The organism is Sphaerisporangium aureirubrum, from assembly GCF_042658925.1.
Lineage (GTDB): Bacteria > Actinomycetota > Actinomycetes > Streptosporangiales > Streptosporangiaceae > Sphaerisporangium > Sphaerisporangium aureirubrum.
Map to the genome: position 1 here is coordinate 12,749 of NZ_JBHSRF010000088.1, position 23,366 is coordinate 36,114.

At 71.8% G+C, this 23,366-nt stretch carries 18 protein-coding genes and 1 pseudogene; 12 read left to right on the top strand and 7 right to left on the bottom strand.

The window, feature by feature from the left end; genetic code table 11:
- The first annotated feature begins 12 nt into the window (after positions 1 to 12).
- The 4 genes from ACFP1K_RS35170 to ACFP1K_RS35185 all read left to right on the top strand — a co-directional run bounded on the left by ACFP1K_RS35170 (position 13) and on the right by ACFP1K_RS35185 (position 2,919).
- Positions 13 to 384 (top strand): DUF5997 family protein, encoded by a 372-nt coding sequence (locus ACFP1K_RS35170; protein WP_380761662.1) that lies wholly within the window; start codon positions 13 to 15, stop codon positions 382 to 384.
- A 149-nt stretch (positions 385 to 533) separates the two neighbouring features.
- Positions 534 to 1,469 (top strand): aliphatic sulfonate ABC transporter substrate-binding protein, encoded by a 936-nt coding sequence (locus ACFP1K_RS35175; protein WP_380761664.1) that lies wholly within the window; start codon positions 534 to 536, stop codon positions 1,467 to 1,469.
- Entirely contained in the window at positions 1,466 to 2,224 is a 759-nt protein-coding gene (locus ACFP1K_RS35180; RefSeq protein WP_380761666.1) for an ABC transporter permease, read from the top strand. Before ACFP1K_RS35175 ends, ACFP1K_RS35180 begins: the two co-directional genes overlap by 4 nt.
- The gene (locus ACFP1K_RS35185; protein WP_380761668.1) at positions 2,197 to 2,919 is read left to right on the top strand and encodes an ABC transporter ATP-binding protein; all 723 of its coding nucleotides are present in this window, start codon (positions 2,197 to 2,199) and stop codon (positions 2,917 to 2,919) included. Before ACFP1K_RS35180 ends, ACFP1K_RS35185 begins: the two co-directional genes overlap by 28 nt.
- 42 nt (positions 2,920 to 2,961) lie before the next feature.
- On the opposite strand, the gene ACFP1K_RS35190 is transcribed toward ACFP1K_RS35185, so the two are convergent.
- Positions 2,962 to 4,077 (bottom strand): SGNH/GDSL hydrolase family protein, encoded by a 1,116-nt coding sequence (locus tag ACFP1K_RS35190; protein WP_380761670.1) that lies wholly within the window; start codon positions 4,075 to 4,077, stop codon positions 2,962 to 2,964.
- Positions 4,078 to 4,423: 346 nt separating this feature from the next.
- Here ACFP1K_RS35190 and ACFP1K_RS35195 point away from each other — a divergent pair, with 346 nt between their 5' ends.
- A complete protein-coding gene (locus ACFP1K_RS35195; RefSeq protein WP_380761672.1) occupies positions 4,424 to 6,505 on the top strand; it encodes a hypothetical protein in 2,082 nt (693 codons plus the stop codon).
- On the opposite strand, the gene ACFP1K_RS35200 is transcribed toward ACFP1K_RS35195, so the two are convergent.
- The gene (locus ACFP1K_RS35200) at positions 6,469 to 6,888 is read right to left on the bottom strand and encodes a VOC family protein (protein ID WP_380761674.1); all 420 of its coding nucleotides are present in this window, start codon (positions 6,886 to 6,888) and stop codon (positions 6,469 to 6,471) included. The genes ACFP1K_RS35195 and ACFP1K_RS35200 overlap by 37 nt on opposite strands.
- Positions 6,889 to 6,979: 91 nt before the next feature.
- Between ACFP1K_RS35200 and ACFP1K_RS35205 the strand changes: the two genes are divergently transcribed.
- The gene (locus ACFP1K_RS35205) at positions 6,980 to 7,939 is read left to right on the top strand and encodes a helix-turn-helix transcriptional regulator (protein WP_380761676.1); all 960 of its coding nucleotides are present in this window, start codon (positions 6,980 to 6,982) and stop codon (positions 7,937 to 7,939) included.
- Positions 7,940 to 8,078: 139 nt separating this feature from the next.
- Positions 8,079 to 8,375, top strand: a complete 297-nt coding sequence (locus tag ACFP1K_RS35210) for a hypothetical protein (protein WP_380761678.1) — start codon at positions 8,079 to 8,081, stop codon at positions 8,373 to 8,375.
- A 25-nt stretch (positions 8,376 to 8,400) separates the two neighbouring features.
- Here ACFP1K_RS35210 and ACFP1K_RS35215 read toward each other — a convergent pair whose 3' ends face one another.
- Together ACFP1K_RS35215 and ACFP1K_RS35220 are read right to left on the bottom strand one after the other, a co-directional pair.
- Positions 8,401 to 9,699: a hypothetical protein gene (locus ACFP1K_RS35215; RefSeq protein ID WP_380761680.1), complete on the bottom strand. Its 1,299-nt coding sequence runs from the start codon at positions 9,697 to 9,699 to the stop codon at positions 8,401 to 8,403.
- 120 nt (positions 9,700 to 9,819) lie between these two features.
- Positions 9,820 to 11,430 carry a dolichyl-phosphate-mannose--protein mannosyltransferase gene (locus tag ACFP1K_RS35220; protein WP_380761682.1) on the bottom strand — a complete coding sequence of 537 codons (1,611 nt, stop codon included), beginning with the start codon at positions 11,428 to 11,430 and terminating at the stop codon, positions 9,820 to 9,822.
- Between the two features lie 92 nt (positions 11,431 to 11,522).
- Between ACFP1K_RS35220 and rsmI the strand changes: the two genes are divergently transcribed.
- Both rsmI and ACFP1K_RS35230 read left to right on the top strand, forming a co-directional pair.
- Positions 11,523 to 12,410: a 16S rRNA (cytidine(1402)-2'-O)-methyltransferase gene (gene rsmI, locus ACFP1K_RS35225; RefSeq protein ID WP_380761684.1), complete on the top strand. Its 888-nt coding sequence runs from the start codon at positions 11,523 to 11,525 to the stop codon at positions 12,408 to 12,410.
- Between the two features lie 105 nt (positions 12,411 to 12,515).
- On the top strand, positions 12,516 to 14,126 hold the full coding sequence (locus ACFP1K_RS35230; protein ID WP_380761686.1) for a dolichyl-phosphate-mannose--protein mannosyltransferase: 1,611 nt from the start codon (positions 12,516 to 12,518) through the stop codon (positions 14,124 to 14,126).
- On the opposite strand, the gene ACFP1K_RS35235 is transcribed toward ACFP1K_RS35230, so the two are convergent.
- The gene (locus ACFP1K_RS35235; protein WP_380761688.1) at positions 14,123 to 15,613 is read right to left on the bottom strand and encodes a hypothetical protein; all 1,491 of its coding nucleotides are present in this window, start codon (positions 15,611 to 15,613) and stop codon (positions 14,123 to 14,125) included. The two genes, ACFP1K_RS35230 and ACFP1K_RS35235, sit on opposite strands and share 4 nt — an antisense overlap.
- A 111-nt stretch (positions 15,614 to 15,724) precedes the next feature.
- Between ACFP1K_RS35235 and ACFP1K_RS35240 the strand changes: the two genes are divergently transcribed.
- The 3 genes from ACFP1K_RS35240 (at position 15,725) to ACFP1K_RS35250 (ending at position 20,911) form a co-directional block, all read left to right on the top strand.
- Complete coding sequence (locus ACFP1K_RS35240) at positions 15,725 to 16,945, top strand: glycosyltransferase family 2 protein (protein WP_380761690.1); 1,221 nt, start codon at positions 15,725 to 15,727, stop codon at positions 16,943 to 16,945.
- Positions 16,946 to 18,269: 1,324 nt separating this feature from the next.
- Positions 18,270 to 20,051, top strand: coding sequence for a methionine--tRNA ligase (metG, locus tag ACFP1K_RS35245; RefSeq protein ID WP_380761692.1), 1,782 nt, complete (start codon positions 18,270 to 18,272; stop codon positions 20,049 to 20,051).
- A complete protein-coding gene (locus tag ACFP1K_RS35250; protein ID WP_380761694.1) occupies positions 20,048 to 20,911 on the top strand; it encodes a TatD family hydrolase in 864 nt (287 codons plus the stop codon). Before metG ends, ACFP1K_RS35250 begins: the two co-directional genes overlap by 4 nt.
- 31 nt (positions 20,912 to 20,942) lie before the next feature.
- Here the strand turns inward: ACFP1K_RS35250 and ACFP1K_RS35255 are convergent, their stop codons facing one another.
- Both ACFP1K_RS35255 and ACFP1K_RS35260 read right to left on the bottom strand, forming a co-directional pair.
- Entirely contained in the window at positions 20,943 to 22,403 is a 1,461-nt protein-coding gene (locus ACFP1K_RS35255; protein ID WP_380761696.1) for a hypothetical protein, read from the bottom strand.
- Positions 22,400 to 23,366, bottom strand: a pseudogene (locus ACFP1K_RS35260) (hypothetical protein); the annotation flags it as partial. The pseudogene ACFP1K_RS35260 and the gene ACFP1K_RS35255, both read right to left, overlap by 4 nt.

The following is a 23,366-nucleotide window of genomic DNA, read 5'->3' on the forward strand; positions in this document are numbered from 1 at the left end:
ACTCTTGACGCCATGACCTCGCCCAAACCGAAGAGCATCCAGACGATGAAGCCCGCGACCGCGGCCAAGAAGCTGGGTGTCCTCCTCTCGGCCACTCCCGCCGAGTTCCAGGCGGGTGTCGTCTCCAGGGACGAGCTGAACGAGTTGCAGGCGACGCCACCCGCCTGGCTCGTCGACCTGCGCCGCAACGGCCCGCACCCCAAGCAGGTCATCGCCGTGAAGCTCAAGGTCTCCATCTCCGGCCTGATCAGGAATGGGATCACCGGACCGCTCACCACCGCTGAGATCGAAGCGCTGAAGGCGGAGAACCCGGCGTGGTTGGAGCGCGAGCGGACCATCCAGGCAGAGGTCCGCAAAGAGGCACTCAACCTCAAGCAACGCTAGAAGCCGGGGTCCCGCACGTCTCCACTCCTGTCACGGGACGGGGGCCTTTCTGCGTTCCATGCGACCTAAATCCCTACTAACCCTATACAAAAGGTAGGGATTTAGGCATACTTGCGGCCGTTTGCTGTGTTCCATCCGAGGAGCCCCCCATGCGCCGCGTAGTCACCTTCTTAGGCGTGCTCGCCCTTGCCGGAAGTCTCGTCGCCTGCGGGGGAGGTGAGACGAAGGCCGGCGAGGAGGGACTGCGCGTCGGCTACCAGCGGTTCGGCGGGCAGAGCCTGCTCAAGGCCAGAGGGCTCGCCACCAAGGCCACATGGTCGCTGTTCGAGAGCGGTCCGGCGTTGACCGAGGCGCTCAAGGCCGGGGCCATCGACATCGGGCAGACGGGCGAGGCCCCGCCGATCTTCGCGGCGGCCGGCGGCACCAAGTTCAAGATCATCGCTACGTCTGAGCCGGTGCCGAAGGGCGAGGCCGTCCTGGTGAAGGAGAAGTCGGGCTTCACCTCCTTCAAGGACCTCAAGGGCAAGAAGGTCGCGCTCAACAAGGGGTCGAACGTCAACTGGTTGCTGGTCAAGTTGCTCGAGGCCAACGGCATGAAGATCACCGACATCCAGGTCCAGTACCTCAAGCCGGCCGAGGCCCGTCCCGCGTTCGACAACGACCAGGTCGACGCCTGGATCATCTGGGACCCGTACTTCTCCCTCGCCGAGCAGCCGGGCGTGAAGGTCCTCGCCGACGCCACCGGCCTGGCCAACAACCGCGAGTACCTCCTGGTGTCGCCCGAGGCCCTGAAGAACAAGCCCGGACTGGTCCGCGACTACCTGAAGGTCTACCGCGAGGTCACGGACTGGGGCATCGCCAACCCCGAGGAGCGCGTCAAGCTGCTCGCCCCGGAGCTGAAGATCCCTGAGGAGGTCGCCCGCCGCGCCCTGTCCCGCAGCGCCCAGCCGCTCGCGCCGGTGGACGCCACGATCGGCGACGAGCTCCAGCAGATCGCGGACGGGTTCGCCGACCTCGCGCTCATCCCCGGCAAGGTCGACATCAAGGGCCTCATCGACCCGAGCTTCGCGGACATCTTGACGTGAAGCTCAGGCCACGGCGGCTGATCACTCCGATCGTGCTCGTCGCCGGATGGGAGGGCGCCGCGCGGGCAGGCGTCCTCTCGCAGGACAAGCTTCCCGCGCCGAGCAAGGTCGTGGCGGCGGCCTGGCGGTTGTCCCTGGACGGATCCCTCGGCCTGCACCTGCTGGAATCCGTGGAGCGGGCCGCCCTCGGGTTGCTCATCGGGGGCTCGCTCGGGCTCGTCCTCGGCGCGATCGCGGGGTTGCTGAGGACCGGGGACGACCTCGTGGACCCGCCGGTCCAGGCCGCGCGGATGCTGCCGCATCTCGGACTCGTCCCGTTGCTCATCATCTGGGTGGGCATCGGGGAGTCGCTGAAGGTCTCGCTGGTGGCGCTGGGCGCGTTCTTCCCGATCTATCTCAACACCTACGCCGGCATCCGCGACATCGATGAGAGGCTGGTCGAGGCCGCCCGGACCTGCGGTCTCAGCCAGCTCGAGCGGGTACGGCACGTCGTGCTCCCGGGGGCGATGCCGTCCCTGTTCCTCGGCCTGCGGCTGGCGTTCGCCGCTGGCTGGCTCAGCCTCGTCGTCGGCGAACAGGTCAACGGGCAGAGCGGCCTCGGCTTCATGATGATGGAGGCCCGCGACTTCAGCCAGACGGAGATCGTCGTGCTGGGCCTGATCGTGTACGCGTCCCTCGGCCTGCTGTCCGACCTGGCGTTGCGCACCGCCGAGAGGAGGACGCTGTCATGGCGTCGCGGCCTGCGAGCGTCGTAGCCGCCACGGGGATCCGCCGGGTGTTCGCCGGCACGACGGTCCTTTCCGGCGTCGACCTGCGGATCGAGCAGGGCGAGGTCGTCGCCCTGCTCGGGGAGAGCGGTTCGGGGAAGAGCACGCTGCTGCGGATCCTGGCGGGGCTCGACGAGGAGGCGTCCGGGGAGTTCACGACCTCCGGGTCGAAGGCCGTCGTGTTCCAGGAGCACCGGCTGCTGCCGTGGAAACGGGTGGCGGACAACGTGGCGCTGGGCGTCCGCGGCGGGGACGCCCGGGAGCGCGCGACGGCGGCGCTCGAAGAGGTGGGGCTGGCCGACCGGGGCGGCGCCTGGCCGTCGGAGCTGTCCGGGGGGCAGTCCCAGCGCGTGGCGTTCGCCCGGGCCCTCGTCCGCGAGCCGGACCTGCTCCTGCTGGACGAACCGTTCGGCGCGCTCGACGCGCTGACCAGGCTGAAGATGCAGGCCCTGTTCGGCAGGCTCCGCGCCAAACACGGTTTCGCCGCCCTTCTCGTGACCCACGACGTGGAGGAGGCGATCCTTCTCGCCGACCGGCTCCTCATCCTGGACGGAGGCCGCATCGCCGAGGAGATCGCGATCGACCTCGGCCGTCCCCGCGCCGTGGACGTACCCGGTTTCGCCGACCTCCGCCGCCGTCTCCTGGCCCTCCTCCACGTCCCGGCCGACCCCGAGGAACCCTGAACGCGCGCCCCGGCCACCCGGGGCGCGCACAGTCGTGCCGGGCTACCAGCGCAGGGGAAGCGCCGCGATGTAGGCGCCGAGCCGTTCGGCGATGATCTGGTGGTCGTGGAAGGACGGGTGGTAGTGGCAGCCGAGGTAGTCCAGGCCGGTCTCCTCGTAGTACCAGTAACGGATCCGGTCGTCGCCGCGCGCGTTGCGCTCCTGGACGATCCGCTGGGCCGCGTCGGCGAGCGCGGTGGTGTTGTACACGTAGGTGGCGGCGACCACGATGATCGTGCGCGGGCCGTACCGCGCGCGGAGCTTGTCGAGGAAGGCGTGGTAGGCGGCGCTGTAGGCGGCCGTCAGGGACTCCGGCGTCCACGGCTCGCCCGGGTTGATCGCGGTGGAGAAGTCGTTGATGCCGAGGCCGACCACGACCAGCTGCGGACGCCAGGTGCCCGGGTTGCGCCAGACGTCGCCGTCGACGTTCAGCAGGGCCCTGTCGTAGTACGTACGGTAGTTGACCTGGGGGTCGAGGCCGTTGTAGTTGCGCACCATGCCGCGGCCGGACACGGCGTTGAGCTGGTAGTCGGCGTTCAGTCGTCGCGCGGTGAGGGCGCCGAAGCTCAGGTCCGCGTTGGTGGCGCGGGCGAGCTGGGCGTCGGTGCATTCGCGTGAGTCGGAGACGTTGCCGTAGCCGGCGGTGTAGGAGTCGCCGATGAACTCGATCTGCCGGTGCCGCGCGGCGGGCCTCGGGAGGATCGACCCGCCCCGGGCGGCGACGAACCCGCCGAACGCGCCCGAGGCCCCGGGGCTCTCGGTGCGCTTGACGAGCCGCACGCCGTGCACGCCCCTGGTGAGGCCGTTGACCCAGTACGTGGTCCGGCCCGGGGTCACCAGCGTGGCGACGGTCGCGCCGTCCACCTGGACGTCGTAGTCGTTCTCGGCGTCGTCGAGGACGATCCCGACGCCGGTGCCGCGGAAGCGGCCCTCGAAGTAGACGCCGGGCCAGCTGTACCGGACGGAGTCCCGATCGGGTTTGACCCGGCCGGCGGTGTGCGCCTCGGCCAGGACGTCCGGTCTGTGCCGGTCGGGGGAGGGGGACGCGTGGGCGGTTCCGGACAACATCGTGGCGCTCAGCATGGCGGCCAGCGCCGCGGTGACACGTAAGGGTCGCACGGTTCTCCTTCCCACGGCCGAGGAGGGCGGCCGTGGCCGTTCGGTGGGGCGTGCCGTGGAGATGGGGAGAGGCATCACGGTGATCGATGCGACCGGGTGAACGTAGCCAGCGGTGACGGCCGGTACAACGGGTGATCCGAGTGTCGTTCACCGGCACGCGTCTCACCATGGGCAAACGCCGCGGCGGCCTGGCCTCGCGATGAAAGGAGGTGAAACAGGGACGGAGGTATTCCTCCGGGCTTTTCCAAAGCTCATCCTTGTGGGCGACGACGAACGCTCTGGAGAGCTGATGGCCGACGAGCGGTCCGCGACCCCGTGCGGATGCGGACAGGTTCCTTCGACGCGGATGACCCGGCGCGGGGCGTTGCGCCTGGGCAGGGACGTCGCCGTGGTGGCGGCGGCGGGGACCGCCGCGGGCGCCTTCGCGGGCATCCCCGAGGCGCGCGCGGACACGCCCTGCGCGCCCCCGAAGATCATCGGCCCGGTGACCGTCATAAGCCCTCACGTGCGGGTGGACAACGCCCTGGCGGGCACCACCGTCACCCTGTTCGCCGACGGCGGTCCGGTCACCTCGGTGACCGCGAGCCCCGACGGCGTCACCATGATCCCCACGGCCGGGCTCGGCCTGACGGCGGGGCGGCAGCTCGTCGCGACGCAGACGATGAACGGCGGTCCCGGGGAGCCGTCCCGGCCGGAACCGGTGCTGGCGGCGCCGAACCCGCTGGGCGTGGTGCGCTGCGTGAGCCTGGTGCACGGTTGCATGGACTGGCTGGTGGTGACCGGCGTCGCCATGGGGGCGACCGTGGTCGTCAGGTACGCCGGGACCATCGTCGGGGAGGCGGTGTGCGATTGGCCCGACTGGCCGCAGGTCTCCGTCCTGCTGAACAAGGGCCGCACCGGGCCGTTCGCCATGGGCTCGACCCTGGAGATACGGCAGCAGTACGTGGACCCGGTGACGAAATCCCTGGTCGGCGGCCCCGTGACGGCCGGCCCGACGGTGGTGGCGTCACCGGTGGCCCCACCGCTGCCCACGCCGCAGTTCCAGCGGCCACCCGCCGAGTGCGACGTGGAGGTCGGCGTGACCGGGGTGGTCCCCGGGGCCTCGCTGCGGGTGACCATCGGCGGCGCGAACCTGGACTATCCCTATGTGGGGGACACGATCCGCTGCGCCGTGGACAGGTTGTACGCCGGCCGTACGGTGCAGCTGTACCAACGGTTCTTCACGGGCTGCACGGCGGAGAGCCGCACCGGCGTCCTCACCACGGGCGCGGCCGTCCCCGGTGAGAAGCCGGAGGTCCACGCGCACGTGTGCCAGGACACGGCGGTCGTCACGGTCTCCAGGCTGCGCCGGGGCGCGCAGGTCGTCGCCTGGGCCACCGACTTCGAGAGCGGCACCGTCCAGCTCGGCGCCTGGACGGCCTCCCATGACGGCGACGACTGGTTCCCGCTGCTGTCCTCGGCGGCCGGTGTGCTCCGTGGCTCCGGCATGGCGGTGTACGTGCAGGTCTCGTACTGCGGGGCCCTGGTTCAGTCGGACTACGTCGATGTCGACTTCTCCGCCACCGATCCGGAGATCGCGATCGGGCCGTTGTACCAGTGCGGCAGCCTGGTGGAGGTCCGCGGCACCTCCCCGCACGCGCTGGTGTGGCTCACCGCCGCCGGGCGGCAGCTGAGCGGGGTGGTGGCGGCGACCTCCGGCACCACGGTGCTGCGCTGCTACCGGCCCCTGGAGGCGTGGCGCACGGAGGTCCCGGTCGACGACGTCGTGCCGGGCGCGCTGGTGTCGGTCTACGTCAACGGCCGGTGGCGTGGCGCCCGCGAGGCCACGTCGGGTTCGGTCGAGGTCCCGGTGGGGCAGCTGGGCATCTCGGCCTCCGGCCTGCCCGACACCGTGTACGCCGTCCAGCAGCTCTGCGACGGTAGCGTGACCGGCCGGCGTTACCTTCACCTGGACCTTCCCCATCGGCCAGCCGGGCCCGTCCACCGCCGTGCGCGCCTACGGCTACGCCGACGCGCCGCTGACCTGGCCGTTGACCGACCCGGTCTTCACCATGAGCATCGGCTCCTGGACCGTGGGCACCAAGGTCAACTCGGTCGAGTGGAAGCTGGTCCGGCGGTCCGACGGCACCGCGTTCCCGGTCCCGAAGACGGTCTCGGCGAGCGTCGTCCTGCCCGCGCCCCCACCGGGTCAGGTGGTCACCTACGACGTGCGGTGCACCGTCGATCTGACCGGCCTGGACAACCTGCATCACACGGTCAAGATCACCCAGCCGGACGCCGGGGTCGCGTCCGTCGGCTGGTCGGGGAAGAGGCTCGCCGCCCACTTCCTCATGACCGAGACGGCGCACTTCGACCCGGCGACGGGCACGTGGGTGGTGGAGAAGGACGACCTCATTTTTCAGGGTGCCGGGTGAGGACCTCCAGGTAGTGCTGGTTCTCCATGACGCCGATCACGTTGCCGAACGGGTCGGCCACCGCGGCGGTGACGAAGCCGGGGCCGTACTCGGTGAGCGGCGTGTACGGCGTGGCGCCGAGGGACAGCAGCCGGTCCAGCGCGGCCCGCACGTCGTCGACGTGCCAGTGGATGATCGCGCCCGCGGGGGTGGCGGGCGCGCCCTGGGGGGCGTAACGCCGGTCGATGATGCCGAGTTCGGTCTGGTAGTCGCCGATCCTGAACTCGTAGTAGGCGGCGGGCAGGCCGTTGCCCGGCCGTTCGAAGTACGGCTCGGCGTTCAGCACCTCGGCGTACCACTTCCTGGCGGCCTCGAGGTCGTCGGCGTAGAAGTTGACGGTGGCGGGTCCTCGCAGCATGGCGGTTCCTCCGGTAGGTCTTTCAGCTGGTGACAGACACCATCCTCTCGCCTAAAGTGCTCATCGACTGAGCACTTTTACGGGGGAGATCATGCGTGCCGATCGGCTCGTCGCCGTCCTGCTGCTCATGCAGGCCCGTGGCCGGGTGACGGCCGCCGAGCTGGCGGCCGAGCTGGAGGTGTCCGTCGCGACCGCCCGCCGCGACCTTTCGGCGCTGTCGGTGGCGGGCGTCCCGGTCTACCCGCAGCCCGGACGGGGTGGGGGCTGGTCGCTGGTCGGCGGCGCCCGTACCGACCTCAGCGGCCTGTCGGCGGCCGAGGCGCAGGCGCTGTTCGTGCTGGTCGGCCCGGCCGCGGCCGTCTCCGCCGAGGCCAAGGCCGCCTTGCGCAAACTCGTGCGGGCGCTGCCGAGCACCTTCCGCGCGGACGCCGAGGCGGCCGCCGCCGCCACCATGATCGACCCCACCCGCTGGGGCGAGCGCGACCGCCGCCGCCCGCCGATGGCCGGCCTGCTCCAGGAGGCCGTGATCCATCGGCGCGAGGTCCGCCTGACCTATACCAGCGCCACCCGGGAGCGCACCGAGCGGTTGGTCGACCCCTGGGGCCTGGTCGACAAGGACGACGTCTGGTACCTGCTCGCCGGGACCGAAGGGGGGCGGCGGACCTTCCGGGTCGACCGCGTCGTGGCGGCCGAGCCCACCGGCAGGACCGCCGGGCGGCCGGACGACTTCACCCTCGCCGCCGCGTGGGAGGAGGTCGTGGGCGAGGTGGAGCGGCGGCGTTCCCGCACCTGGGCGACGGTGCTCATCGAGCACAGGTTCGTGCCGGTCCTGCGGGACCGGTTCGGACGGCACTGCCACCTCGACGGCGAGCCCGGAGGGGGGCGCGCCCGCGTCCGTCTGGCCGCGCCGACCCCGCTGGACGTCGCGCGGAACCTCGCGGGGTGGGGCGCGCTGGTCGAGGTGATCGAACCGCGCTCCGTCCAGGTCGAGCTGGCGCGGATCGGCAAGGCACTCGCCGAGCGGTACACGGGGTTCGACGGGGATTCGTGAGCTTCCGGGCGAAAGCCATATCCCTCCCTGGGCGGCGTCAAGGAAGAGCGAAAAGCGGGGCGAGTGGTGGCGAAAGGGAAGAAGTTAGGCGTCAGCACGTCACGACAAAGGGGGCCATATGATCAGGAGCCTTCACAAAATGGGCGTCCGCTCGGGGATGATGTACACGGCGGGCATCGTGTCGGTCGGCATGTCGTTCCTCTCCTGGATCCTGTCCAAGGAGTACGAGAACGACATCGCGCGGGCCGACCGCTGGGGCCTGTTCGTCGGTGAGTGGGCGCCCACCTTCTTCGCCATGGGCGTCGCCCTGCGGATCGAGGAGGCCCGGCAGGAAATGATGATGTCGGGCATGGGCGGCCAGGGATACGAGGAGATGGGCGGCACGGACGAGCGCATGGCCCGCCGTCTCGGCGGGCGGGCCACCTCGCGCGTCTAGCCGGCCGTCCTGGCGGGGGCGGGCCTCAGGTCGCGGAGACGTAGGTGCGGGGCCGCAGCGCCTGCCCGCGCAGCGCGGTGAGCGCGGCGGCCCGCCCGACCGGGGTGAGCTCCGCCGGATGGTGGTCGGCGTGGCCCGCGTGCGCCGGTGAGGTGCACAGGTGGAGCGCCTCCAGCCGGTGGTGAAGGTCGGCCAGCGCGCCGGTGACGTCGGCCGCCGAGGTGGTGCGCCAGCCCTCGCCGGACACGACCTCGGCCACCCGCTCGGCCAGCGCCGCGCCGGTCAGGGGGTCGCCGCCGGTGAGCAGCATCAGGCCGACCTCGCGCACGGACGTCTCAAGCTCACGCTCGGCACTGGCGGGCGTGAGCAGCGCGGACGCCGCCGCCTGCCACATCGCCGCCGGGTCGGCCAGCAGCCGCCGCCCCGTCGTGGTGATGGCGAGGCACCTGCCCGTGCGGCGCACCGCGCGCATCTCCTGCTCGGCGATGCGGTGCAGCGTGGGGAGCGCGCCGTCGCCGCCCGCCCAGCCGAACCGCTCGGCGGCCTCGTCGGCTAGCGGCGCGGAGATGGTGTGCCGCGCGGTGAGCGGCAGCCCGCCAGGGCCCGCCGCGGCCTCCAGCAGCCACCGCAGGGCGTCGAAGTGGGCGCCCTCCGGCGCCGGGATGGGCGCGTGCAGCCGCACCTCGAACGGCTGGGCCAGCTCCCTGCGGGCGGCGCCCCGGCCGAGCACCCAGCGGTTGAGCCGCTCGCCGTGCACGCGGTCGACCCAGTTGTCCCCGCCGAGCTCGGCGCGCGGCGCGGTGAGCCAGCGGCGCGTGAGCGCCTCGGCGCGGGACTTCCACGCGCTGGTGGCCGGGCGCAGGTCGCCGGCCACCACGGCCAGCTCCAGCGCCGCCGAGCAGGCGATGTGGGCGCCGAGCTCCTCGGGCCCCATGATGGAGCTCCAGCGCAGCTCGGGCACGTCGGGCGGCAGCACCCCGGTGGCGGTCAGCGCCCGCTGGTAGGCCGCGGCTCCCGCCTCCTCGCCCTCCATCTCGTAGGTACGCAGGATGCGTGAGGTGGACGCCGAGCCGCAGATCGCCGCGTAGCGGTCGAGCCCGCCGAGGCGTAGCAGCCGCCCGAGGGCCGCCGCGATCGCGGTGTGGTCGCCGGAGACCTTGATCGGCAGGGTGTACCAGAGGAACTCGCAGACGTCGAGCTGGGTGACCGTCTCCAGGGGCTCACCACCGGTGAGCCACTCGACGGCCACGCGCGCGCGGTCGGCGGCGGCGGGGGCGACGCGTTCGAGCTCCGTCAGGAGCGCGGCGACGTCGGGTGCGGGCATGTTTCGCAGTCTGCCGTATAGGCCAGGGCCCTGACGACGGCTTCCGCCACGGACGATTCCCACGTCACCCACCTGTAAGACCGGTAAGACCGAAAGAGCTGTCGGGTACGGACCAGGACGTCATATCCAGCGGTCGAGCAGCATCCTGCCGTGCCAATCGTCGTAGGGAATGATCTCGGCGGAGAGCACCGGGTACAGCCACCAGAAGTTCACCAGCGCCAGCAGCACGAACGCCCCGGTCAACGCGGCGCCGACGGCCCTGCGCGCCGGCGCGGCGCCTGCCGGGCCGATGAGGAACCCGGCGACCAGCGTGAGCGCCAGGATCATGAACGGGATCATCGGGGCCGTGTAGAAGAGGAACATGGTCCGGTTGTCGGCGATGGCGTAATAGAACCACGGAAGCCACCCCACCGCGTAGGCCAGCAGCACCGCGCCCGCGCGCCAGTCCCGCGTGGAGAAGTACCACGTGACCAGAGTGACCAGTGCGGCGATGGCGCCGTACCAGATGACCGGGGTGCCGACGCCGAGCACGGCCTGGGAGCACCTGTCGGTGCCGCAGCCCGGCGGGCTCTCGTAGAAGAACGCCACCGGCCGCAGCAGCATCGGCCATTCCCAGGGCTTCGACTGGTAGGGGTGGGTCGAGTCCAGGCCGGTGTGGAAGCTCAGGACCATCCATTGGTAGTCCCACCAGGAGCGCAGGGAGCTGAACACGAAGTAGCCGGGGCCGCTGGAGGTGGCCTGCGCCCAGTTGCGGCCGTAGCCGTAGGCGGTGGCGAACCAGCCGGTCCAGCTGACCAGGTAGGTCAGCGCGGGGATCAGGCCCATGGCCAGCGCCGCCGAGGGCACGTCCAGGGTCAGGGCGCCGCGGTACGGCTGCCGCAGGCCGACGGCGCGGCGCGCCCCGGCGTCCCAGAGCACGCTCATCACGGCGAAGGCGATCAGGAAGAAGACGCCGCTCCACTTGGTGGCGCACGCCGCGCCCAGGCACAGCCCGGCGCCGACGCGCCACCACCGCACGCCGAGCCGGGGCCCGGTGCCGGTGACGGTGGAGTTCTCGTACCACTCGGCCAGTTTGAGGCGTGTCTGGTCGCGGTCCGCGACCAGGCAGGCGAACCCGGCGAGCACCCACAACATCAGGAAGCCGTCCAGCAGGGCGGTTCGGCCGAGCACGAAGGCCAGCCCGTCCACCGCCAGCAGCAGCCCCGCCATGCAGCCCAGGACGGTGGAGCGGGTCATCCGGCGCGCCACCCGGGCCAGGATGAGGATCGACACCACACCCGCCACCGCGGCGGCGAAACGCCACCCGAAGGGGTTGGCTCCGAAGATCCACTCGCCCGCGCCGATCATCCACTTGCCGAGCGGCGGGTGGACCACGTACGAGGCGCACTTGTCGATCTCGGCGGGCGCGCACTGCTGCCAGATGTGGGGGTTCCCGCCGAGCAGCATCTTGTCGGCGTCCTTGAGCGGCACGCGCTCCACGCCCCACCGCACCAGGGACAGCGAGTCCTTGGCGTAGTAGGTCTCGTCGAAGACCACCGCCTTGGGGTCCCCGAGCCGGTTGAAGCGCAACACGGCACCGAGCGCCGCCACCAGCAGCGGCCCGATCCATCCCCACAGGGCGCTGCCGTGGAACGGCGGGACCAGCCGGTCGCGCAGGGAACCCGGCGCCGCCGGGTCGTCACGCGACTCCGGCTGCCCGAAGTCCTGGTTAGGGTAGTCCGTCACGGCCACGCGGACATCGTACGGGGCGGTCCTTACGGCCAACCTAAGAAACACCTCTAACGGCCCCAATTGGGGGACTCCTGGCGGAAAGTGGCCCAGGGATGACCTGCAACACCATGGGAGAGGATGGACGGGTGGACGGCAAGGGCAGGCTGGTGCTCGCGGGCGCTCCGATCGGGCGGGTGGACGACGCGTCCGCCCGGCTGCGTGAGGCGCTCGCCGTGGCCGACGTGGTCGCCGCCGAGGACACCCGCAGGCTGCGCAGGCTGGCGGCCGACCTCGGCGTCACCCTCGGCGGGCGCGTGGTCTCGTACTACGACGCCAACGAGGCGGTCAGGGCCGAGGAGCTGCTCGGCTCGCTGCGCGACGGGGAGACCGTGCTGGTCATCACCGACGCCGGGATGCCGGGCGTGTCCGACCCCGGCTACCGCCTCACCCGGCTCGCGGTGGACGCCGGCATCGAGGTCACGGCGCTGCCGGGGCCGTCCGCCGTCACCACCGCTCTGGCGATCTCCGGGCTGCCCTCCGACCGGTTCTGCTTCGAGGGGTTCCCGCCGCGCAAGACGGGCGAGCGGTCCCGGCGGCTGGCCGGGCTGGCCGCCGAGCGGCGCACCATGGTCTTCTTCGAGGCGCCGCACCGGCTGGGCGCCTGCCTGACCGCGATGGCCGAGGCCTTCGGCCCGGAACGCCGGGCCGCGGTGTGCCGGGAGCTGACCAAGACGTACGAGGAGGTGCGGCGCGGCACGCTGGCCGAGCTGGCCGAGTGGGCGGCGGGCGACGTGCGCGGCGAGATCACGCTGGTGATCGCCGGGCACGATCCGGGGGAGGTGACCGCCGACATCGGCGACCTGGTCGCCGAGGTGGCCCGCATGCAGGAGGCCGGGGTGCCGCGCAAGCAGGCGATCGTGGACGTGGCGCGGGCCGCGGGCGTCGCCAGGCGCACTTTGTACGACGCCGTTCATGGCGCCGGTGGCGTTCGCCCTGCTTAGAGGGGTGTGACGGCAGGCGGTGCGGGGCTCCTCTGGATGGGAGGGCCCCACGCCCCATAAGGTGCGCAGGTGGCTGTTCGCGCCTTCCCTCGACGATTTCCCGGCGTGTCGCGCCTCTTCGGGGAATCCCCTGCTCCGTCCGACGACGAGTCCCCGGATCCGGGCTCCGTACGCGACCGTCTGGTCCCGCCTTTCCCGGGCAGCCCTCTATGGGGGTGGGTCGGGCCGCTGCTGGTGGCGGCGTTCGGCGCCGTGCTGCGCCTGTACCGGCTCGGGGACCCCAAGGCGGTGGTCTTCGACGAGACCTACTACGCCAAGGACGGGCTGTCGCTGCTGCGGTACCTGGTCGAGCGGACCATGCTCGGCTCCGCCGACGACCCAATCGCCGACAAGCGGCTGCTCGCCGGGCGGCAGGACCTGTGGACGACGTGCACGCCGAACGACCTCGGCCCGTGCGCGCAGTACGTCGCGCACCCGCCGCTCGGGAAGTGGATGATCGGCGCGGGTGAGTGGATCTTCGGCTGGAATCCCTTCGGGTGGCGTATCGCCGTCGCCCTGGCGGGGATCGTGTCGATCCTGGTCCTGGCCCGGGTGGCGCGGCGGATGACCCGCTCGACGCTGCTGGGCTGCATGGCGGGGCTGCTGCTGGCGCTGGACGCGCTGGCCTTCGTGCTCGGCCGCACGGCCCTCCTGGACGGCATCCTGATGATGTGGGTGATCGCCGGGTTCGCCTGTCTGGTCGCGGACCGGGACCAGTCGCGGCTCCGGCTGGTGCAGTGGTACGAGAGCTCCCCGGTGACCGGCACCGGTCCCAGGCTGGGGGTCCGGTGGTGGCGCATCGGCGCCGGGCTGTGCCTGGGCGCGGCGTGCGCCACCAAGTGGAGCGGCATCTTCTTCCTGATCGCCTTCGCCGTGATGAGCGTGGTCTGGGACGCCGGGGCGCGCCGCGCCGTCGGGCTGCGGCGGCCGTACCGGGGCGCGCTGACCCTGGACGCGCCGGCGACGTCGCTGGCCATGGGCCTGATCCCCGCGGGGGTCTACGTGGCCAGCTGGACCGGCTGGTTCGCCACCACCTGGGGCTACGGCCGCAACTGGACCGAGGCCACCTCCAGCGGACCGGCGTACTTCGTGTTCAGCTCCCTGCGGTCGTGGTTCTCGTACCACTTCCAGGTGCTCGGCTTCCACACCGGCCTGGCCTCCAAGCACGCCTACCAGTCATGGCCGTGGGAGTGGCCGCTGCTGGTGCGGCCGGTGGCGTTCCACTACACCTCCCCGCCGTGCTCGGCGGGGAGCTGCGCCCAGGCGGTGCTCGGCGTCGGCACGCCGGTCATCTGGTACGGCTCGGTGATCGCGCTGATCGGCCTGATCGCGTGGTACGTCTCCAGCCGCGACTGGCGCGCCGGGGCCGTCCTGCTGGCGTTCGCGGTGGGCTGGCTGCCGTGGTTCTACTACGCCATCTCCGACCACCGCACCATGTTCCTGTTCTACGCCGCCCCGATGCTGCCGTTCATGATCCTGGCCATCGTCCTGATGGCAGGGTCGATCCTCGGCCCCGAGGGGGTGGCCTCCACGCGCAGGGCGGCCGCCGCGGCGGGCGTCGGGGCGTTCATGCTGCTCGCCCTGATCAACTTCTGGTGGCTGTACCCGGTGATCTCCGCCGAGACCATCCCCTACGACGACTGGTACCGCCGCATGCTGTTCCGCAGCTGGATCTAACCCTCGCGGGCCGGGCGCTGCCGCAGCCCCCGGCGCAGCGTGATGGCGGCGGCGAGGAAGGCCACCGGCATCGCGGGCAGCAGGTAGCGGTAGTCGAACTCGGCGGTGGCCGCCGGGGCCACCACCAGGGCGGCCGCCGCCACCCACGGCAGCAGCGCCGGGCCGCCGAGCGTGCGCCAGCGCCGCACCATGCCGGCCGCGCCGACCAGCAGCGCGATGCCGAGCACCAGGCCGGGCAGGGCGGCGAAGCGCTGGTAGCGCTCCATGATGGTCGCCCACGGCCAGTAGACCCGGGTGCTGGCCCGGCCCTGCTCGTAGGCCACCATGTCGCGGTCGACCGTGCCCATGTAGCTCGGCCACGTCGGCGGCGACTTCAGCAGCCGCACCGGGTCGCGGGCGCTCACGCCCCTGGCGTCGAATTGGTACTGGTTCCAGGTCAGCGCGTCGGGGAACACCGGGCGGTCCCAGCGGAAGCTGCGCAGGAGGTCCCCGGTGACGGCCGAGAGGTAGTCGCCCGGCTGGGCCAGGATGGCGCGCCGGGCGAACCTGCCCGCCGTGTCGTTGATCGACCGGTCCCACTTGTCGGCGCCCCAGCGGTGCAGCACCTCGCCCTCGCCCTTCCACCACAGGTAGAGCTGCGAGAACGGGCTGCGGGCGATGCTCGGGTTGTTGCACAGCGGGATCAGGTCCTGCTCGCGCTGGAGGTCCGGCTTGATCTTCTTGCAGTCGGCGAACTTGGCCGTGCGCATGTACATGATCAGGCCGTCGCTCTGGGTCAGCGCGAACTGGCCGTTCACCGCGGAGAACCACCCCATGTACGCGATGACCGGCACGGCGCACGCCGTCACCATGGCGAGGATCGGCTTCCAGCCGGTGCGCTTGATCAGCATGTAGACCGCGACCACGGCGAGGATCGGCAGGCCGATGCTGCGGGTCAGCGCGGTGAGCGCCATCAGCAGGCCGATGGCGACGCCCACCTTCCAGGACAGCTGACGGTGCCACAGCACCAGCGTGATCACGGCCACGATGAGCAGCGTGAACATGGTGTCCGACATGATCAGCTGTTCGAGCTGGATCTGGTAGGCGTCGAACAGCACCGGCGCGGCGGCCAGCGTGGCGCCCCAGTCGGGCAGGCCAAATTTGCGTCTGAGTAGCGCATAGATCAGCACGGCCGTGGCCAGGCCCATGAGGTGCTGCGTAAAGACCACCAGGGCGAAGCTGTGGAAAGGCTTGAGCGCCAGCAGCCAGAAGCCGTACCCGTCCGGCCGGATGGGGTGGGGCCGCAGGTGGAGGGCCACCGAGACGTACTCGTAGGAGTCGTTGAACCACATGGCCGGGCGGTAGCCGAGCATCGTGATCACGCGCAGCGCGGCGCCGAGCGTGACGGCGATCACGAACAGCCGGCGCCGCCGCAGGAAACCGAGCAGGCGCGCACCTCTGCCAGGGGCGGGCGCGTCGGCGTGCGCCGGTTCGGCAACGGTCACCATGGATTACAGGATGCCAGCCGTTTCGGGGACTTGACCCGAGCACCCGGGGGCAGAGGGCATCATGGTTGAACTACGCAGACGATGATCGAGGCACGAACGAGGGGTTTCGTTGTGGAACTGACCGTGGTCATGCCATGCCTGAACGAGGCGGAGACGGTCGAGACATGCATCCGTAAGGCACTGGCCTGCATGGCGGAGCACGGTATCGACGGCGAGGTCGTGATCGCCGACAACGGCAGCACGGACGGTTCCCAGCAGATCGCCCGGGACGCCGGCGCCCGGGTCGTGCACATCGACGCCAAGGGGTACGGCAACGCGCTCATGGGCGGCATCCGGGCCGCGCGCGGCCGGTTCGTCATCATGGGCGACGCGGACGACTCCTACGACTTCACCGCCCTGCTGCCGTTCGTCGAGGAGCTGCGCGCGGGCGCCGACCTCGTGATGGGCAACCGCTTCCGCGGCGGCATCTCGCCCGGCGCCATGCCGCCGCTGCACCGCTACCTCGGCAACCCCGTGCTGTCGTTCGTCGGGCGGCTGTTCTTCCCCAGCAAGATCCGCGACTTCCACTGCGGGCTGCGCGGGTTCCGCCGCGAGTCCATCCTCACCCTCGGGCTGCAGACCGGCGGCATGGAGTTCGCCAGCGAGATGGTCGTCAAGGCCACGCTCCAGGGCCTGGACGTCCGCGAGGTGCCGACCACCCTCAGCCCCGACGGCCGCACCCGCCCGCCCCACCTGCGCTCCTGGCGGGACGGCTGGCGCCACCTGCGCTTCCTGCTGCTGTACAGCCCCCGCTGGCTGTTCGTGATCCCCGGCGCCGTGCTGATGATCCTCGGCCTGGTCGCGGGCACCGCGCTGACCTTCGGGCCGGTCTACATCGGCAAACTGGCCTTCGACGTCGACACCCTCGTGGGGGCGTCCGCGATCCTGGTGATCGGCTTCCAGGCCGTGCTGTTCGGCCTGTTCACGAAGGTGTACGCCGCCGAGGAGGGCTTCCTGCCCGAGAGCCCCCGCATCAAGCAGCTGGTGGACGTCGTCACCCTGGAGCGCGGCCTGATCGCCGGCGGCCTGCTGGCCGTCGCGGGCCTCGGCGGCCTGGTGGCCTCGCTGGCGCACTGGCAGGTGCGCAACTTCGGGGCGCTGATCCCCGCCGAGTCGCTGCGCCTGGTCGTGCCGTCCGCCACCGCGCTGATCATGAGCTTCCAGACCATCTTCGCCGCGCTGTTCATCAGCATCCTCGGCATCCGCCGCACCAAGGAGACCCCGGCGGACGTCGCGGCCTCCGCCGCGGAAGAGGCCGCCGAGGCCGTGCAGCGGGAGTCCACCTCCGCCTGACGCCGACCGGCCCTCGACGGCCGGAAACCGGCCAGGTGGTGCCGGACCGGGATGGCCAACGTAAGGGGATCAACCACATCAAACCCGTCTCCGGCTGGGCTGGGTGGCCCCACCCGTTGTTGTTTTCCCACCGTGTCGACAGTTGCCCACCCAACCCCCGGGGCATCGCTCACCGCACGCAGGGGCCACCCCGCCAACGCGGACACCCCGGGTGGAGTGTGTCCCCATCCGTCCGCACCGCCGGTTTCGCACGCCCCGTCCGCCTCGCCGGTCCGCGCGACTCGTCCGCGCCGCCCACTCGCGCGATCCACCCTGGTCATCGGTCCCTCAGACGGCGCCAGGTCGGCGGGCGGTGGTACGGCGAATTCGGCGCCGCTGTACGGCGAGAAACCCGCTATGGGTAGCCAGACGGGGATAGCGTCGACGCCAAGGGAATCAACGGCAAACCCGTCTCGGGGCTGAGGTGGATGGGCCCACCCGTTGTTGTTTTCCACCGTGTCGACAGTTGCCCACCCAATTCCCGGGGCATCGCTCACCGCACGTAGGGGCCATCCCGCCAACTCCGGCGCCCCGGGTGGAGTGTGTCTCCCATGCGTCCGTGCCGCCGGTTCGTGCCGCCGGTCCCGTAGTTGGCGCCGGGTCGGCAGGTGGTGGTGTGGCGAATTCGGTGCCGTTGGGCGGGGAGAAACCCGCCATGGATTGCCAGATGGCCGCAGCGTCGTCCAAGAGACCAGCCACCGGAATGGGCGGCGCGGCCGGATGCGGCCGCAGTCCGTGGCGGCGCCCACACGCACGGGTGACACCCGGGCGCGGAGTGATACCGACCGGCACGGAGCGACACCACCGGTGCGAAGCCGGACGGGCGCGGGGGTGGTCCACGGAGGTGGTCCACGGCAGCGCCAGCGCTCGCAGGGGACTTCCGCGTGCGGTGATCGACACCTCGGAATCGGGTGGGCAACTGTCGACACGGTGGGAAAACAACAACGGGTGGGCCCATCCAGCCCAGCCGCAGACGGGTTTGATGTGGTTGATCCATTGACGTCGACTATTCCCGTCTGGCTACCTATAACGGGTTCTCGCCGTGCAGCGGCGCCGAATCCGCCCTACCACCGCCCGCCGACCCGGCGCCATCTAGGGGACCGATGACCAGGGTGGATCGCGCGAATGGGCGACGCGGCGAGTCGCTGCCCCGGGATCAGGGTGAGCAACTGTCGACACGGTGGGAAACGACACGCTCGCCGGGGGCCCCGGCCGTCGCGGGGTTGTCCACAGATCCCGGGGAATCGGTTCGAGGTGCCGTGGCGGGCCCTCTAGTCTTGTGAGCATGTCCCAGCACATCTTGACCGCCGTCGCGTGGCCGTACGCCAACGGCCCCCGCCACATCGGGCACGTCTCCGGCTTCGGGGTGCCGTCCGACATCTTCAGCCGCTACCAGCGGATGGCGGGCAACAAGGTGCTGATGGTCAGCGGGACCGACGAGCACGGCACGCCGATCCAGGTGCAGGCCGACAAAGAGGGCGTCTCCGCCCGCGAGCTCGCCGACCGCTACAACCGGGTGATCGCCGAGGACCTCACCTCCCTCGGCCTGTCCTACGACCTGTTCACCCGCACCACGACGGACAACCACTACGCCGTGTCCCAGGAGATCTTCAAGGGTCTCTTCGCCAACGGCTACATCTTCCCGCGCACCACCATGGGCGCGGTCTCGCCGACCACCGGCCGCACCCTGCCCGACCGCTACATCGAGGGCACCTGCCCCATCTGCGGTTACGACGGTGCGCGCGGCGACCAGTGCGACAACTGCGGCAACCAGCTCGACCCGGTCGACCTCATCAACCCCCGCAGCCGCATCAACGGCGAGACGCCCAAGTTCATCGAGACCGAGCACTTCATGCTCGACCTCCCGGCGTTCGCCGAGGTCCTCGGCTCCTGGTTGCAGTCCAAGCAGGGCGAGTGGCGGCCGAACGTCCTGAAGTTCTCGCTCAACCTCCTCGGCGACCTCCAGCCGCGCGCGATCAGCCGCGACCTCGACTGGGGCGTGCCGATCCCGCTGGACGGCTGGCGCGACCGCGACGACAAGCGGCTGTACGTCTGGTTCGACGCGGTCATCGGTTACCTCAGCGCCTCCATCGAGTGGGCCCGCCGCTCCGGTGACCCCGACGCCTGGCGGCAGTGGTGGCAGAACCCCGACGCCCGCGGGTACTACTTCATGGGCAAGGACAACATCGTCTTCCACTCCGAGATCTGGCCCGCGATGCTGCTCGGCTACAACGGCGAGGGGTCGCGCGGCGGCACGCCGGGGTCGCTCGGCAAGCTGGCGCTGCCGTCCGAGGTGGTCTCCAGCGAGTTCCTCACCATGGAGGGCCGCAAGTTCTCCTCCAGCCGGTCGGTCGTGATCTACGTCCGCGACTTCCTGGCCCGCTACGACGCCGACGCGCTGCGCTACTACATCGCGGTGGCCGGCCCCGAGAACCAGGACACCGACTTCACCTGGTCCGAGTTCGTCAACCGCAACAACGGCGAGCTGGTCGCCGCCTGGGGCAACCTCGTCAACCGCTCGATCTCGATGGCCGCCAAGAACTTCGGCGCCGTCCCCGAGCCCGGCGACCTCACCGACGCCGACCGCGCCCTGCTCGCCCGCAGCCGGGACGCCTTCCCCGCCGTGGGCGCCGAGCTCGGCAGGTCCCGCTTCAAGAACGCCGTCACCGAGGCGTTCGACGTGGTCCGCGACGCCAACCGCTACCTCGCCGAGCAGGAGCCCTGGAAGCTCAAGGACGACCCCGAGCGGGTGAAGTCCATCCTCCACGTCGCCCTCCAGGTCGTCGACGACGCCAAGACCCTGCTCACCCCGTTCCTCCCGACCTCCTCCAACAAGATCCACGCCATGCTCGGCGGCGAGGGCGTCTGGTCCGGCATGCCGCGCATCGACGAGGTCGACGAGAACGGCGGCACCCCGTACCCCGTCATCACCGGCGACTACACCGGTGCCGCCACCTGGGCCTCCCAGCCCATCCACCCCGGCGTCCCCCTGGCCCCGCCCACCCCGCTGTTCCCCAAGCTCGACCCCAAGATCGTCGACGAGGAACTGGCCAGGCTCGGCGAATGAGCCGCGACGGCACCCCGCCCGCCGTCCCGCGCGCGCTCGACGGCGAGGTGTTCGACAGCCACTGCCACCTGGACATCATGGTCGGGGAGCGGCAGGCGTCCGGCGCCGACCCGATCGGGACCGCCGCGCAGGCGGCGGGGACCGACGTGCGGCGCATCCTCGCCGAGGCCCGCGCGGTGGGTGTCACCCGCCTGGTCACCATCGGGTACGACCTGCGCTCGTCCCGGTGGAACGCCGCCACGGCCGCGGCCGTCGAGGGCGTGTACGCGGGGGTGGCCGTCCATCCCAACGAGTCCCACGCCGCCACCCCGGAGACCCTCGCCGAGATCGAGAAGCTGGCGCGCGAGCCCCACGTGCGCGCGGTCGGCGAGACCGGGCTCGACTACTACCGCGACTGGTCGTCCAAGGCCGACCAGCACGCGTCCTTCCGCGCCCACATCGAGATCGCCAAGCGCACCGGCAAGGCCCTGGTCATCCACGACCGCGACGCCCACGACGACGTCCTTTCGGTCCTCATCGACGAGGGCGCCCCCGACGTCGTCGTCTTCCACAGCTTCTCCGGCGACGCCGCCTTCGCCGCCAGGTGCGTCAAAGAGGGCTACCACCTCTCCTTCTCCGGCCCGGTCACCTACAAGAACGCCGCCGCCCTGCGCGAGGCGGTCCGCTCGACCCCGCCCGAGCTGATGCTCGTCGAGACCGACGCGCCGTACCTCCCGCCGACCCCCCACCGGGGAAAGCCCAACAGCCCGTACCTCATCCCGCTCGTCCTCCGCTGCCTGGCCGAGCTCAAATCCCTCCCGGAGGCCGAGCTCGCCGCCACCGTCAGCGCCAACGGCGAGCGGGTCTTCGGCGCCTGGTAGCCCGGCAGGTCGCCTGGTAGCCCGGCAGGGCTCAGCCGAGCGACGCGCCGAAGTCGGCGAGAGCCGTGCCCGGCGCCGCGGGAAGGCCGTTCAGGCCGGGGGCCACGACGCGCGGCGGGCTGCCCGGCCGCAGCAGGGTCAGCGCGCCCTTGCCCGCGGACTGGTCGGGGGAGCCGGCGAGCAGGACGTCACCGGCGGACAGGGGATCGGCCGAGCCGGAGGTGGCCAGTGACCAGCCGAAGTGGTCGTAGGGAACGGCGCCCGGCGCCGTGATCATGCCGGCGGTGCCGTCGCCGGTCAGGGGGATCCGGCGGACCACACCGGTCTCGGTTCCGCCCCTGGACTCGAAGGGGCTGCCCACGGCCAGGGAGAGGTCGCCGGAGGCGGCGAGCATGGTCAGGGACCAGCCGAAGGCGGAGCCCGCGGCGGGGGAGTCGCCCCGCAGGCCGCCCACGCCCGGGCGGAGGGTGCGCGCGGGGGCGAGTTCTCCCTTGGAGTTCAGGCCGAACAACTGGACCACGCCGGAGTCGCGCCCGCCGGTGTCGGCCAGTGGCGCGCTCACCGCCAGGTACGGATCGCCCTTGAACTCGGCGTAGGCGAGGGCGTGGCCGAAGCGGTCGCCGGCGTTCTCCGGGAGGCCGCGGGCCGCCTCGGACAGCGTCCATTTGACGGCCGACAGCTCCCCGGGGTCGGTCACGTCGAACAGGACCTCCACCGCGCCGGAGTTGTCCTTCCCGGTGTTGCCGGTCTGCTTGCCGGCGCCGTCGTTGTTCTCGTACGGGGTGCCGATCGCGAGGTCAAGGTCACCGGGGGTCCCGCCGAGGCGGCCGAGGGCCAGGGACCAGCCGTACAGGTCGCCCTCCTCGCCGTTGCCGACGACTCCCTCGGACTCCTGGGTGATGGGCCGCGCGTCGGTAAGGTCCCGCGCGCCGTACACGTAGACGGCGCCGGAGTCGGTCGTGGCGTCGGCGTCCTCGTAGGGGGCGCCGACCACGACGGCGGCGGGCTCGCCGGGGAGCCGGCCGGCCGCCAGCGACCAGCCGAAGTGGGCGTCCCGCTCGGGGGTCGGGGCGGTGAGCCGCACCGGGTCCCGGCGCGGCGCGGCGCCGCCGTAGAAGACGTACGCGGCACCCGCGCCGGCCTCGCCGTCGACCGCGGCGTACGGCGCGCCGACCACGACGTCCAGGCACGGGTCGTCGTCGAGGAGCGCGGTGCGGACCGACCACCCGAAGGCGTCACCGGCCCGCGGGTCCGGCGAGGTGAGGACGGTGCCCTTGCCCGCGTCCCCGATCGGGACGATGTGGACCGCTCCGGCCCCGCGGGTGCCGCCGGCGCCGGCCAGCGGGTCGCCCACTACGGCGTCGGCCTGGCCGTCGCCGTCGAAGTCCTGCGCTCCGTCGCACGCCGCCGTCCCCGCCGTGGCGGTGACGGGTAAGGCCGCGAGGAGCAGTCCGGCCGCCAGGACGGCCGCGAGGACGGAGCGGGGGTTCACAGCCTTACCTCGATCGTCTTGCTGTCGGAGACCTTCAGCTTCAGGGTGGCCGGGCCGCGAGCCGGGGCCAGGTCGTAGACCAGCACACCGTCGATCTTGGCACCGGGCGTCATGGTGGCGGGGAAGGACGTCGACACCGGCAGCGGCTCGTGCTCGGCGCCGCGGTCGTCCACCAGCGTCGGCGGCGCCGGGGTGATCCGCGCCTCGGTGCCCCCGGGGTTGGACAGCGTCCACGGCACCACGCAGAACCGGCCCTCGTCCGGCGTGGCCCCCTCGTAGGAGGTGAGGCCGCAGCGCGGCGCGCCGGGCACCACGAACTGCGCCCCCGCGTACGGCGCGTCGAACGCGAACCACCGGGCCACGTCGTTACGCGGTACCGACGCGCTCACGGCGGGCACGTTCGTCGCCGCCACCGGTCGCACCGGCCCGTCCTGAAGCACCATGGACAGCACGGCCGCCGACACCCCCAGCGCCCCCGCCACGGTCAGCGCGGGCACCAGCCACCTGCGCGCCCTCGACCGGCCCCCCGTCCCGGGCATCGTCGGCATGCTCCCGGTCGCCGGGGGCCGCGTCTCGTCCCCGGCCCCCGGCCCGGCGGGGACCGGCGCGGCCTCGGCGGGCGGCGGGGTGCCGATGTGCAGCGTGCCCGGCGGCACCGGGACGGTGGCGTTGAACGGGTACGGAGCGGGCCGCTGCCCCCCCGAGGCGGCCGTGGAGGGCTGCGGAGCCGGGGTGGTGGGTCCGGCGGGCACCTGGGCGCCGGAGACGGGCTGGGGGGCGGTGGGGCCGCTGGGAACGGCGGGGAAGGGCTTGGGGATCGGGCCGCCGGGAGCGGCGGAGAAGGGCTGGGGAGCCGGGCCGCTGGGGGCGGCGGGGAAGGGCTGGGGAGCCGGGCCGCTGGGGGCCGTGGGGAAGGGCTGGGGGGCGGGGCCGCCGGGGGCGGTGGAGGAGGGCTGGGGGGCC